This is a genomic window from Helicobacter sp. 23-1044 (genome assembly GCF_053654695.1).
In genome coordinates this window covers 35,231-48,491 of the sequence record NZ_JBSIUQ010000001.1, presented here as the reverse complement: position 1 = coordinate 48,491, position 13,261 = coordinate 35,231, and the positions used below count along the sequence as shown (strand labels likewise).

14 protein-coding genes are annotated in these 13,261 nt (G+C 42.9%); 5 read left to right on the top strand and 9 right to left on the bottom strand.

Annotation, left to right across the window (positions count from 1 at the left end; genetic code table 11):
• Positions 1-31 precede the first annotated feature (31 nt).
• The 3 genes from purL to ACWIUD_RS00275 all read left to right on the top strand — a co-directional run bounded on the left by purL (position 32) and on the right by ACWIUD_RS00275 (position 3,166).
• A complete protein-coding gene (purL, locus tag ACWIUD_RS00285; RefSeq protein ID WP_454145564.1) occupies positions 32-2,290 on the top strand; it encodes a phosphoribosylformylglycinamidine synthase subunit PurL in 2,259 nt (752 codons plus the stop codon).
• A gap of 52 nt (positions 2,291-2,342) precedes the next feature.
• Complete coding sequence (locus tag ACWIUD_RS00280) at positions 2,343-2,732, top strand: hypothetical protein (protein ID WP_454145562.1); 390 nt, start codon at positions 2,343-2,345, stop codon at positions 2,730-2,732.
• Positions 2,733-2,818: 86 nt separating this feature from the next.
• Positions 2,819-3,166: a hypothetical protein gene (locus ACWIUD_RS00275; protein WP_454145560.1), complete on the top strand. Its 348-nt coding sequence runs from the start codon at positions 2,819-2,821 to the stop codon at positions 3,164-3,166.
• A gap of 118 nt (positions 3,167-3,284) precedes the next feature.
• On the opposite strand, the gene ACWIUD_RS00270 is transcribed toward ACWIUD_RS00275, so the two are convergent.
• The 9 genes from ACWIUD_RS00270 to prfB all read right to left on the bottom strand — a co-directional run bounded on the left by ACWIUD_RS00270 (position 3,285) and on the right by prfB (position 12,474).
• A complete protein-coding gene (locus tag ACWIUD_RS00270) occupies positions 3,285-4,475 on the bottom strand; it encodes a diguanylate cyclase (protein WP_454145557.1) in 1,191 nt (396 codons plus the stop codon).
• A gap of 14 nt (positions 4,476-4,489) precedes the next feature.
• Entirely contained in the window at positions 4,490-4,705 is a 216-nt protein-coding gene (locus tag ACWIUD_RS00265; RefSeq protein ID WP_454145556.1) for a hypothetical protein, read from the bottom strand.
• A gap of 183 nt (positions 4,706-4,888) precedes the next feature.
• Positions 4,889-7,438, bottom strand: coding sequence for a bifunctional aconitate hydratase 2/2-methylisocitrate dehydratase (gene acnB, locus ACWIUD_RS00260; protein WP_454145554.1), 2,550 nt, complete (start codon positions 7,436-7,438; stop codon positions 4,889-4,891).
• A gap of 165 nt (positions 7,439-7,603) precedes the next feature.
• Positions 7,604-7,870, bottom strand: coding sequence for a type II toxin-antitoxin system RelE family toxin (locus ACWIUD_RS00255; RefSeq protein WP_454145552.1), 267 nt, complete (start codon positions 7,868-7,870; stop codon positions 7,604-7,606).
• Positions 7,848-8,096: a hypothetical protein gene (locus ACWIUD_RS00250; RefSeq protein ID WP_454145550.1), complete on the bottom strand. Its 249-nt coding sequence runs from the start codon at positions 8,094-8,096 to the stop codon at positions 7,848-7,850. The genes ACWIUD_RS00255 and ACWIUD_RS00250 overlap by 23 nt, the downstream gene beginning before the upstream one ends.
• A gap of 73 nt (positions 8,097-8,169) precedes the next feature.
• Positions 8,170-9,162 (bottom strand): hypothetical protein, encoded by a 993-nt coding sequence (locus ACWIUD_RS00245; protein ID WP_454145548.1) that lies wholly within the window; start codon positions 9,160-9,162, stop codon positions 8,170-8,172.
• Between the two features lie 9 nt (positions 9,163-9,171).
• Positions 9,172-10,797, bottom strand: a complete 1,626-nt coding sequence (locus ACWIUD_RS00240) for an MBOAT family O-acyltransferase (protein WP_454146346.1) — start codon at positions 10,795-10,797, stop codon at positions 9,172-9,174.
• A 97-nt stretch (positions 10,798-10,894) separates the two neighbouring features.
• Positions 10,895-11,164 carry a hypothetical protein gene (locus tag ACWIUD_RS00235; protein WP_454145546.1) on the bottom strand — a complete coding sequence of 90 codons (270 nt, stop codon included), beginning with the start codon at positions 11,162-11,164 and terminating at the stop codon, positions 10,895-10,897.
• Positions 11,165-11,385: 221 nt separating this feature from the next.
• The gene (prfB, locus tag ACWIUD_RS00230; RefSeq protein WP_454145544.1) at positions 11,386-12,474 is read right to left on the bottom strand and encodes a peptide chain release factor 2; all 1,089 of its coding nucleotides are present in this window, start codon (positions 12,472-12,474) and stop codon (positions 11,386-11,388) included.
• Between the two features lie 163 nt (positions 12,475-12,637).
• Here prfB and ACWIUD_RS00225 point away from each other — a divergent pair, with 163 nt between their 5' ends.
• Positions 12,638-12,955, top strand: a complete 318-nt coding sequence (locus tag ACWIUD_RS00225) for a type II toxin-antitoxin system RelE/ParE family toxin (protein WP_454146344.1) — start codon at positions 12,638-12,640, stop codon at positions 12,953-12,955.
• Positions 12,952-13,221 carry a helix-turn-helix domain-containing protein gene (locus tag ACWIUD_RS00220; protein WP_454145542.1) on the top strand — a complete coding sequence of 90 codons (270 nt, stop codon included), beginning with the start codon at positions 12,952-12,954 and terminating at the stop codon, positions 13,219-13,221. The genes ACWIUD_RS00225 and ACWIUD_RS00220 overlap by 4 nt, the downstream gene beginning before the upstream one ends.
• Positions 13,222-13,261: the final 40 nt, after the last annotated feature.

Here is a 13,261-nt window from a genome sequence, read left to right as displayed (position 1 = left end):
TTAGATTATTTTAAATGCAAGTGAGGCACAAATGCAAAATTTAGATGAGATTCTTAAAAATCACAAGCTAGGTCGTGCGGATTATAACAATATCACACAGATTTTAGGGCGTTCGCCAAATCTACTTGAAATAGGCATTTTTAGCGCGATGTGGAGTGAGCATTGCAGCTATAAATCAAGCAAAATTTATTTGAGTGGCTTCCCCACGAAAGCAGAGTGGGTGATTCAAGGACCGGGTGAAAATGCTGGTGTGATTGACATTGGCGGGGGCTATGCGGCGATTTTTAAGATGGAGTCGCACAATCACCCTAGCTTTATTGAGCCGTATGCGGGGGCGGCTACGGGCGTGGGTGGCATTATGCGTGATATTTTTACGATGGGTGCGCGTCCTGTGGCTAGTCTTGACTCGATACGATTTGGCGAGATTTTGCGTGATGATGAAGTCGGCAAATTGCATAAATACCTGCTTTCACGCGTGGTAGCTGGGATTGGCGATTATGGTAATTGTATGGGAGTGCCGACAATCGGGGGCGAAACGAGTTTTGAATCCTGCTACAACGGCAATATTTTGGTAAATGCGCTGAATCTTGGCATTGCAAAAAAAGAGCGCATTTTCTATGGTAGGGCAAGTGGCGTGGGCAATTCTATCATTTATGTGGGGAGCAAAACGGGGAGAGATGGGCTTGGCGGGGCTGTTATGAGTAGCGATAGTTTTAGCGAGGATTCAAAGTCTCTGCGCCCCACGGTGCAAGTAGGCGACCCATTTAGCGAAAAGTTGCTGTTAGAGGCGTGTTTGGAGGTGTTTGAGAAAAATTTAATCGTTGGGATTCAGGATATGGGCGCAGCGGGGCTTACGAGTTCTAGCTTTGAGATGGCTTCGCGTGCGAGTGATTCGGCAAATCAAAGCGGAATGAAACTATATTTAGACAAAATCCCTACAAGAGAGCCAAATATTTCACCTTATGAGTTAATGCTTAGCGAATCCCAAGAGAGAATGCTGCTTTGTGCTAAAAAAGGCGCGGAGCGCGAGATTATGGAGATTTTTGCAAAATGGGAAGTGAATGCCGAAATCATCGGCGAAGTAACCGATAGTGGTGTAATGGAACTATTTTGGGAAAATGAGCGCGTGGGCGAAATCCCTATCGCTCCTATTAGCCACAATGCGCCGATTTTAAAGAGAGAAGTGCATAAGCCAGAGTATATCGAATCCTTGCAAAGCGTGGCGATTCAAAAGAGCGAAAAATCCCAAAACGAGCTATTTCGTGCGATTTTGAGCCACCCAGAGATTGCCGATAAAAGCTACATTTACACGCAGTTTGATAACACTATTTTATGTAACACCATTGTCGGCAGTGGCAGTGGCGATGGGAGCGTGATTCGCGTCCGTGAGAATGGGAATTTTTTGGCGATGAGTGTGTATTGCAATCCGCGCTTTTGCTATCTCTCCCCAAAAGATGGCGCAAAAATCGCCGTAGCTACCGCAGGGCGCAACTGCGCAACGCGGGGCGCGAAGCCACTAGCGATTACTGATTGTCTAAATTTCGGTAGCCCTGAAAATCCTAGCGTTATGTGGCAGTTTGGCGAAGTGTGCGAGGGCATAAAGGAAGCCTGCGAAGTGCTAAAAACGCCTGTGGTAAGCGGAAATGTCTCACTTTACAACCAAACAAATGGCGTGGATATTTACCCCACGCCTAGCATTGGAATGGTGGGGCTAATTTGTGGCGAATCTAATGCAAATTTAGGCGAATCCACCGCAGATTCACGCGAATCCACCGCAAAAATTTTAGACTCCGCACTCAAAAGCAAAGGCAATCTTATCGTGCTACTAGGCGATTTTGGCGAATGTTTTGGCGGGAGCTTGTGGCTAAAAGTCGCACACAACCAAATCGTAGGCACACCCCCGCAAATCAATCTCTACAAAGAACTTGCCTTGTGGAATGTCCTTCAAAATGGCGCGGGGTTCATCAAATCCGCCAAAGCTGTGAAAGAAGGCGGAATCGCCATCGCTGTGGCAAAAATGGCGTTATTTGGCGGATATGGCGTTGCTGTTGATTTAGATGAAGGTAAGGACGCAATTTTTAGCGAATCCCAAAGCAACGCGATTGTGGAAATCACAGAGGGCGATATGGACGCACTAGACGCACTCTCACGGCAATTTGGGTTAAATTATCGCGTAATTGGGCGCGTGGAGGGCAAGGGCGCGAATCTAAATATTGACACTATCGCAATCACGCAAAATGAAGCAAAAGAGCTATTTTTCGGCTCATTTGGGAAAATATTTGGAGCGTAATCTATTATTTTGTGTTAAAATTGCACTTCTAAATCACCACAAAGGACGCCAAATGATTTTCCCACAATTTCCAAAGATTCGCACTCCGTTACCCAAACAATATGCCGAAATTTATGAGAGTTTTTACAAATCAAATCGCAAGGGCGACACAACTGCTAGTAGCGTGGCACAGAGAATGGAGCGGTGGCTTCATAAAAAAGTCGCGCTTGACACACGCGATTTACAGGGCAATAGGACGCTAGAAATCGGCGCAGGGACGCTAAATCAGATGGAGTTTGAGCGCGATTTTAGCCACTATGATATTATTGAGCCATTTTCCGCACTTTACAAGGATTCGCTAAATCTGCCCAAAGTGCGCAAAATTTACGCTGATATTAGCGAAGTTGCAAGTGATTTTAATATTAGCGTAAATTCAACTATGGGGGGGGGGCAAATCCGCTAAATAAGGGCGATTTAGCATTACATTCTCCGCAAACATTAGATTCGCAAAAAGATAAACTTTACAATCGCATAATTTCTTGCGCTGTTTTGGAGCATATCTTGGATTTGCCCCGCGTGATGGCAATTTCGTGCTTATTGCTTGAAAATAATGGCGTGTTTTCAGCCTCCATTCCATCGCAAGGGCGATTCCTTTGGACGCTTGGATATAAGGCGACTACGGGATTTGAATTTCGCCTAAAATATGGGTTAGATTATGATGTGATTATGAATTACGAACATTGCAACAATCAGCGCGAGATTATTGCCGTGTGTGAGTATTTTTTTGATTCCGTGCAAAAATCGCTCTTTGGGATTTGTGATGAATTAAGCCTATATACGCATTTATCTTGTCGCACACCGCGCAAAGAAGTCGCAATGGCATTTTTATCTAACTAGCACTTTTCGCAGAATCTCGCGTAAAAACGCAGAATCTGCCACATTTTGCCATTTAGATTCTGCGTTTTTCGTGCGAATCGCAGAATCTATCAAAAATCAAAGCAGATTCTGCGAATCTCTAATGTCGCTTACCCTCTTCTAAACTGCAAAAGCCAAAGCTTTGCGCACAGCCGATTTGGTTGCGTCCGCCCTCTTTTGCGATGTAAAGTCCCTCGTCTGCCTTTTTTAGCAAGTCGATGTAGGTTTTGGTGTCGCCATCGCGCTGTGCCACGCCTAGCGAAATGCTGCCTATCCACTCATCGCTTGTGAATTTTAGGTGGATTTGCGCGATTTGCTTGCGGATATGCTCGGCAAGCTGCATAATGTAGGCAAGATTCGTGTTATTTGATAGCACGACAAACTCATCGCCCCCAAGCCGACACACAAAGTCATCATTTCGCACTGAATCGCGGATTTTGGTGGCAACGGTTTTTAGCACTTTGTCCCCGCACTCGTGCCCCTGCGTGTCGTTTATGTGCTTAAATTTATCCACATCAATCATTATGCAAGTTAGCGTAATGCGCTCATCAAAGGGCTTTTTCCACTCATTTTGGAGATATGCCACAGCGGCACGGCGATTGCCGAGATTTGTGAGTGTGTCGGTGAGTGCCATCGCTTTTAGCGTATCATTTGCGCGTTGGAGCTGTTGTGTGCGGAGCTGAACTTGCTCATTTAAAGAGCGATTTAGGCTCATAAGCTTGTGATTCATATTCGTAGTGCGGGTAAAAAGCTGATTTACCGCGTAGAGTAGGGGAGCGACAGTCTCATCTACCACATCTTGCACGGCGTCAAATGCCTCTTTTGGGCTTTTGCCCTCAGTGATATTTTTGATTTGCTTTGCCATAATCTTATCCGTGCCTAAAATGTGGATAGAAATCCAATTCGCCAAAAAGTGAAACAAAAACTCAGGTCCGATGAGCTTGTTTTTCACGCCCTCATAGAGCTTGGTTGCCTCTTGGAGAAACATTTCGTGGGCGTGTTTATGGGCGTCCTTGTGCCGTGAATCCACCTGATACTCCGTCATATACGCCTCTTCATCGCCAAAATGCACCTTCGCATAAAGCGCGAGATTTTCAAAATATTTATCCAAAACCTCCGGCGCAAGTTCCTCTTTTGCGTAAATGCTCTCCCCTAGCTTGTTTATCATATTTACGAGCATTTTGTGCTGCTCATCAACCGTGTCGATATTTGTCACAAATGATTTATTCCACTTGAAAGTTAGCAAGATTTGTCCTTTGTTTCCTAAAAATAAATGCGTGAATTTTAGCATAAAATATCGATTATTTAAGTGAATTTGTGAAATTTGAACGCAGAATCTGCGCGTAGATTCTGCGAAATTTGGAGATTCTGCGAGATTTTGGATTCTGCGAAATTTTGCGAATGGACGCGAAAAACGCAGAATCTGTTTATTTTTCGTTGTAGATTCTGCGAATTTGGCGCAAAACGCAGAATCTTATTGTGGCAAATTGCTTTTAGATTCTGCGAATCGCAGAATCTCACACGCCGTTACAAACAATCGAAGTGGTTGCGGTAGTTTGAAAAGCAAAAAAAGAGTCTTGCGCGGAAGTATCGTGAGTGAATTTCGTGGGTTGTGCCGAAAAATTCGAGCGAAGATAGGACTTGGGAGTCCATCGAGCGAGAATTTTTCAAACTCCCGCGAAAGTCGCCACGAGACAACGCGCATTACAGCGCGAAATTTTCGATTTTATCAAAGTTTAGATAGCTATACACCCTCTCTTTTTGCACCACTTTTCGCTTCACGATTCCCAAATACTCCGCTGCGCTTGGGATTTTGCCTAGTATCGCACACACGGCGGCAAGCTCCGCGCTCCCCAAATAGACTTTCGCGCCTTTGCCCATACGATTATCAAAATTTCTCGTGCTTGTGGAGAAAACTACGGCATTATCCTTTACACGCGCTTGATTGCCCATACATAGGCTACATCCGGGGGCTTCGATTCGCGCTCCACTTGCGCCAAAAATCGATAAATAGCCCTCATTTGTGAGCTGTTTTTCGTCCATTTTTGTCGGTGGCGCAATCCATATTCGGCTATTTAACTGCCCCTCGCCCTTCACAATCTCGCCAAATGCGCGAAAAAGCCCGATATTTGTCATACAGCTCCCCACAAAAACTTCATCGATTTTATGCGCTCGGCTCGAATCGCCCAAAACCTCGCTCAAAGTCGCCACATCATCAGGGTCGTTTGGACAAGCTACGATTGGCTCTTTGATTTCGCTCAAATCAATTTCTATAATCGCCTCATACTCCGCGTCCTTATCCGCCTCCAAAAGCGTGGGATTTGCTATCCACTCACGCATTTTTTCAGCGCGATTTTGCAAAGTCGTAGCCGATTCGTAGCCGTCCTTTATCATCGCTTCAATTAGCGCGATATTTGAGCGCAAATATTCGATAATTGGCTCTTTGTTTAGCTTGATGACACACGCTGCCGCGCTTCGCTCCGCACTCGCATCGCTTAGCTCAAAAGCCTGTTCGACTTTTAGATTTGGCAGTCCCTCAATCTCTAAAATCTTGCCATTAAAGATATTTTTTTTGTTTTTTTTCTCAACGCTTAAAAGCCCCTTTTTTATCGCATAGTAGGGAATTGCATTTACCAAATCCCTCAAAGTTATGCCATCATTCATCTCGCCCTTGAATCGCACCAAAACGCTTGGCGGGACATCAAGTGGCATTATGCCATTTACCGCCGCAAACGCCACTAGTCCGCTACCCGCTGGGAAGCTCACGCCTATGGGGAATCGCGTGTGCGAATCGCCCCCCGTGCCGATTGTATCAGGGAGTGTGAATCGATTTAGCCACGAATGAATCACGCCATCTTTTGGGCGCAAAGCCACGCCACCGCGACTTGTGATAAACTCTGGCAGAGTTGCTTGAAGCGAAATGTCCGCTGGTTTGGGATAAGCAGCCGTGTGGCAAAAGCTCTGCATAACAAAATCCGTGCTAAATTTTAACGCCGCCATTTCTTTAATCTCATCGCGTGTCATCGCGCCTGTGGTATCTTGTGAGCCCACGGTGGTAGTTTTTGGCTCACAATATTCGCCCACTCTGACGCCATCTTTGCCACAGGCTCTGCCTAAAATCTTTTGCGCTAGGGTAAATCCGCATTTGCTCTCTTTTGGCGCAGTGGGTTTTGTGAAAAAATCGCCCTCATCAAGCCCCAAAAACGCCCTTGCTTTTGCGGTGAGTTTGCGTCCGATTATGAGATTGATTCGCCCGCCTGCGCGCATTTCATTAAAAATCGTATTTGGCGTTAGGCTAAATTGCGCGATTTCTTCGCCATCGCGCATAATTTTGCCCTGATATGGATAAATCGTAAGTTTGTCGCCCTCTTTTATTGCGCTCACATCGGCGATGATGGGCAGTGCGCCCGAATCTTGACAAGTATTAAAGAAAATCGGCGCAATCACACCGCCAATCACCACGCCACGCCGTTTTTTGTTTGGTATGAATGGGATTTCATCGCCAAAATGCCACATTATCGAATTACACGCGCTTTTTCGCGAACTGCCAGTGCCGACTACATCGCCTACATAAGCGACTTTGGCGTTTTGATTTGTCGCTTGTTGTTTCACCGAATCGATTCGCGCTTCATAATTTTCTACGCGATTTTTTAGCATTGCTTGTGCGTGAAGCGGAATGTCGCTTCGTGTGAAAGCATCGCTTGCGGGGCTCAAATCATCGGTATTTGTTTCGCCATCAATTTTTAGCGCGATAAGCTCGATTTTTTCATCAAGTGCGGGTTTGTGCGAAAACCACTCGGCATTTGCCCAAGATTCGATGACCTCTTTGGCAAATTTATTTGTTTTGCTAATCTCAGCGATAATCTCAAAATTATCATACACAAAAATCAAATCTTTTAGCGCGTTTGCGGCGTGTTGTGCGATAGATTCATCGCTTAGTGCGCTAATCAAAGGCGCAATGTTGTAGCCACCTACCATCGTGCCTAAAATCTTAATCGCTTCGACTTTGTCAATGCTTTGGAGCGCGATTTTGCCACTCACAATCTCGCCTAAAAAAATAGCCTTTATTTTCGCGCTCTCATCGACGCCGGGCGCGATTCGATTGACTAGCAAATCTTTGGCAAAATCTACTTCTACGCCACTTTTTAGCAAGTCAATCACAGCGTTTGTCTCGCTTGGATTTAGCGGAAGTGGTGGGACGCCATCTTTTGCTCGCAACGCGACATTTTCTAAATATTTTGCTTTGAAGTCCATTTATCTCTCCTTAAAAATTAGATTCGCCCTAATGATATAAAATCTTTGCTTTATAAAGCGAAAATTTTGCGAAAATCAGCGCGAATCTTGCAAATTTTAAGCGAAATGGTAACTATATGATAATTTTTTGGTGCGGATTTGCAAAAATATTTAAATGCGATGATTCTAATACGCGCCCTCACGCGTGGAGATTTTGATGATTTCAATCAGCAATTCGGCATTTTTCACACGCCCTATGATTCGATAATTACTCACGCGCCACCTCCATAAATCTTTGCTTCCTTGCATTTTTTTGCAGTTTGGCAGGGCAGTGGGATTATGCTCTTTGCTTAAATCCGCCAAAAACACGCGAACTTTATATATCCCCTTTGGGTCGCCATCGCCTTGCTTGTCTAAAAATTTTTCGGCACTATTTGATAGGATTACTTGCATAGCTTCTCATTTCAGCTTCTAATTCTAATCTAGCTTGTTTGGCTAAATCAGGATTTTCACGCGCCCATTTGTCAATCTTTTTTATCGCGGGTGAATCTTCTAGAGTGTAATATTTTGGCTCTTTTGATTTGCCTATTTTGCATTTGACATTTGCGGCTTTTGCCATATTTTTAAACGCCCTCAAAAGCTCATCGCTAGGGTTTTCTAGTGTCAAAATCGTAGTCATTTTTTGTCCTTTGAAATTTAAAAATGCGGTATTTTACCTAAAAATCCTAAAAACGCACTTTATTTCGCAGAATCTAGCGTTTTTGCGCCTCCCAAGTGTTTATTTTCTCCAAAATATCCGCTGTTGTTTTGTGTGCGCCTTTGTAAAGATGGCTTGGGTCGCCAAAGTCGCTATTTGGCAACGCCCAAATATTATTTAGCGAAATTATCCCATACGCACTTTGCATAGAATCTAAAAATGCGTTATAATCCGCCACAAACGCAGAATCTAGCGCATCAAAACTTGCTTCATTAAATGGCATTTGATAATGAAAAATTTTGATATTATGTTCCACCGCCAAAGTGGCGATTTTTTGCAAATACAAGTCATAAAGCGGATTTAATCTAAAAGATTTTTGATTTGCTTCAAAATTTAAATCTTTTGATTCTAATGCTCTGCCATAGAAAAAATGTCCGCCATTTTGCGCTAAATCCGCCATAATCTGCATATTTATCGCAAACCGATTGCGCCCATTTTTAAAATCACGCCACGCATTATAAATCTCAGGTGCAAAGTTTTTAAGTTGCAATTTGTATTTAAAAAAGTTAAATTTATAGCACTTGCCTTTGTGATGAAATACCTTGCATTGCGCTAGATTCTGCGCATTATCCATAATCTCGCTAAATTCATCAAATCCCAAATATTCAAACTTTATCGCGCGCTCCCAAAAAGTCTCATCGAACAAATAATGGTGTGCCATAAAGGATAAAATCAAAATTTTTGGCGGAGCGTTGTGTGCCAAATATCGCTTCAATGTGTAATATCCGCTAATCGCCGTGCTTCCGCCGATAGCAAGGTTTAAAAACGCAGAATCTGGCGGTATAAATCCCGCCTTTGCACGCGAATCGCCAAGTATGATGATTTGTGCGCTGTGATTTTGGGCGGTTTTTAACTGCGTGTCTTTGTAAGTGGGGTATTCGACATTCATATACGCCATCTTAAAAAACGCCACAAATGCCACAAGTGGCGCACTTGCAACAAGCGGGGTAAAAATCATAAAAATCGCGTAAAATTTATATTTTTGCATTTTGTCGCCTTAAAAGTTGAAGTATAAAAATTCGATTTTGCGATTTGCAAAGAGCATTGCGCCGAAACTAGCGATGATTAGAATTGTCGCGAATGCGGATTTTAGGGGCGTGAATCTATCGTAATTTTGCATTTTTTCAACACTATTTCTGCACCACACGCAAATTAGAAGTGCGATGGTAATCCACGCCACCATTTCATTTGCATTCACGCTAAGTGCGCTAAAAGTGCTATGCCATTTTTGTGGCAAATCCACCCACACAATCCCAAACATACCTTTGAGTAGATTCACCGCTCCGCTGACATTCTCCGCACGAAAAAATACCCAAGCGATATTCACAAAATTAAATGTGATAAACCACGCAAGGATTTTATAGATTTTGCTTTGGGTAAAGTGAATAAAATGTAATTTTACCCACCCCCTTAATCCCCCTCCGCAAGGGAGGGGGAAATTTTTAAATTCTGCATTTTTACAAACAATCGAAGTATTTGCGGTGTTGCTTTCGTAGTTTTTAGCGAATCGACACAAGGATAGCGGACTTTGTGTCCGTGCCTTGTGGCGATTTGCTAAATCTACGGAATGAATACCCAAAGACAAATTGCCAATCCACCACGCATAGATTCTATGAATCACCATTGCCACTCCGTGCAAAACTCCCCAAATCACAAATCCCCACCCTGCGCCGTGCCAAATACCGCTTAAAAAGGCGACAATAAATAGATTGCGTAAATTTAAGATTTTACTCACGCGACTGCCACCTAGCGGGATATAAAGGCACTCTTTTAAAAATCGCCCCAAAGTGATATGCCACCTGCGCCAAAATTCTGCGATATTTAGCGATTTGTAAGGTGAGTTGAAGTTTAGCGGGAGGATTATGCCAAACATTAGCGCAAGTCCCATCGCCATATCGCAATATCCGCTAAAATCAAAGTAGAGTTGAAATGTGTAGCTTAGCGAAGTCGCCCAAGATTCGGCGATATTTAGCACTCCACCGTTTTCGACAATACCAAATCCTGCATTTGCCCATTTGGCAAAGCTATCTGCGATAAAGACTTTTTTGAAAAGCCCGATTGAGAAAATAAAAATGCCTTTGGCTAAAAATTCGTAGTTGATTCTGTCATTGCGAGATTCTGCGACTTTGTTAAAAGTTGCAGAATCGTGGCAATCTATTGTGCTATTTAAATTATGGATTGCCGCGTTCGCTTCGCTCACTCGCAATGACGAATCCTTTGATTTTTTTAAATCGTTCGCAATTCTAGTATCTTGCGTGAGATTCGTGGGTTGCGCAGAAAAATTCGATTGAGATAAGGCTGGTTGCCTATCGAATGAGAATTTTTCAAGCTCCCGCGAAGGTCGCGCAAGAGACGAATTGCCCATTTTTGCAAATTGTGGCATCATTTCTCTGTGATGGACAATGGGACCTGCTATAAGTTGCGGAAAAAAGCTAATAAAGAGCGCGTAATCGATAAAATCAATATTTTTGCTGTTTAGATTTTTATTTGATTGCCCTGTCGCGTGTTTGTAGCAGTCAAACAAAAATGCGATTTGCTGAAAGGTTACAAAACTAAGCGCAAGGGGCAAGAGAATATGTGGCAATGGAATCTCAAAATCCAAATGCGCGATTTGACTAAACAAATTGAAATTTTCTAGCAAAAAGTCCGTGTATTTGAAAAAGCAAAGAAGTGAGAGATTGAAGATAATGCCTAAAATGAAGTAGAATTTGGGTGTAAATCTATCTAAATAGCAATTCCCCCCCCCCCTGTCGTGCGATTCGCGTAAATCTTAAAATACATTTTGCTAAAAAGTAATTCACAGCGATTGAGCCAAGCATTATAGGCAAATACGCCACTTTCCAAAATGCGTAGAAAAATAGCGATGAGAGAATCAAAAATATTTTTGCCCAAAGAAAATGTGCTTTAAACTTTGCATTTTTTAGCAAATGAAACACTATCCACACGAGCGGCAAAAATGCAAAAATAAAAGCAAATGATGAGAAAAGCATAGGCGAATCCTTTGAAATTTATGAAATTTTGCAAAAAATAAAAGCGCGATTTTAGCAAAAATTTCTAAAACTTCGTGCTTTTTGGCGAAATGTTTAGATTCTGCGCTAGATTCTGCGTTTTTAGTGCGAATCGCAGAATCTAATCCAAAAATCGCACTAGATTCTGCGAATTAAATAAAAAATCGCAGAATCTGCTTAATTTTTCGCAAAATCCGCAGAATCTAACTTCGCTCTGCCACCAAAACCCCTTCGATAATCTCATCAATATCCCCATCCATCACCGCCTCCACATTGCTATACGCGATATTGCTCCGCAAATCCTTCACCTGCTGATAAGGCGCAAACACATACGAGCGGATTTGATGCCCCCAGCCGATTTCGCTTTTTTCGGGCACATCACTATTTTGCTTTTTTAGCTCCAAATCATAAAGGCGCGATTTTAGCATTTTTAGCGCGGTGGCTTTGTTTTTGTGCTGACTTCTATCATTTTGGCACTGCACGACTAGCCCTGTGGGAAAATGCGTAATGCGAATCGCGCTCTCCGTTTTATTGATATGCTGCCCACCTGCGCCACTTGCGCGATAAGTGTCGATTCGTATGTCTTTTTCCTCAATCTCAATTTGAATGTCATCATCGACTTCGGGGCTAACTTGCACACTTGCAAAGCTTGTATGTCGCTTTTTATTCGCATCAAAGGGGCTGATTCGCACCAAGCGATGAATCCCATTTTCGCTTTTCGCGTAGCCATAGGCATTTTCGCCCTTTATAAGAAAACTAGCACCCTTAATCCCCGCCTCTTCGCCATCTTGATAGTCCAAAAGCTCGACTTTGTAGCCCTTGCGCTCACACCAGCGCAAATACATTCGATAAAGCATACTCGCCCAATCCTGCGATTCCGTCCCGCCTGCGCCGGGCTGAATGCTTACAATCGCATTCGCGCTGTCGTTTTTGTCGCTTAACATTATCTCAATCTCAATTTGCTTGATTTTGTGCTCCAAATCGTGCGATTCGGCAAAGAGATTTTCTAACATTTTGCTATCATTTTCTGCGGTGGCAAGGGCGAAAAGCTCATCGCTGTCATTTAGCGCATTTAGCGCGTTTTCATAAATCTGCAAGATTCGCTCTATGGCGCGTTTTTCCTTGCCGATTTGCGCGACATTTTCGGCATCATTCCAAAAATTTGGCGCGTTTTCTTGCGTAGCTATTCGCGCTAAATTCGCCCTTTTTTCATCGACATTGATAATCTTTGCGATATTTTCAACTTTGATTTTTAAAGCCTTTAAAAGCTCCCCATACTCGTAAGAATCCACGATAAAACCTTAAAAATTTTTTACGAAATTATACACAAAAATTGAGTGTGAATCTAAACTTGCCAAAGATTCGCCACAAATTTTGCGCTAAAAAACTTGATAAATTATGACTTACAAGCTATAATTACACAAAAATTTTGCAAAGGTATAGACATTGTTTGAAGTGATTACTCTTAATGAAAAAGTAGATAAGCAAATTAAAGATTTGCCAACTAAGATTCGAGTAAAAATGCTTCAAAATATGGAGCTTTTGAGCGAGTTTGGCAATGAGTTGCGAGAGCCTTTTAGTAAGAGCTTTGGCGATGGGCTATTTGAGCTACGCGCAAAGGGAAAAGAGGGTATTGCTAGGGCGTTTTACACTTTTAAGCAAGATAAAATCATCATTATTTTTGGCGTTTTTATCAAAAAGAGCCAAAAGACGCCAAAAGGTGAGCTTGATAAGGCTAGAAAAATCTTAAAAAACATTAAGGGGGAAGTATGAGATTGCAAGAGTTAAAAGATGAATTGCTAAAAGATGGTAAGTTTCGTGCGGAATATGAGCGATTAAAGCCACTTTTGGAATTAAAACGCACGATTATTCAAGCGCGAATCAAAGCAAACCTTACCCAAGCTCAAATCGCCAAAGCGATGAATGTGAGCCAAAGCGTGGTGGCAAGATTTGAAAATGGCGATGGAGATTTTAAATTCTCCACTTTGCAAAGCTACGCAAAGGCTGTGGGCGTCCAAAGAGTTGTGATTGAGTTTTAGGGGGATTTGCATATTGCACTGACTTTAAGAAAATGACTTT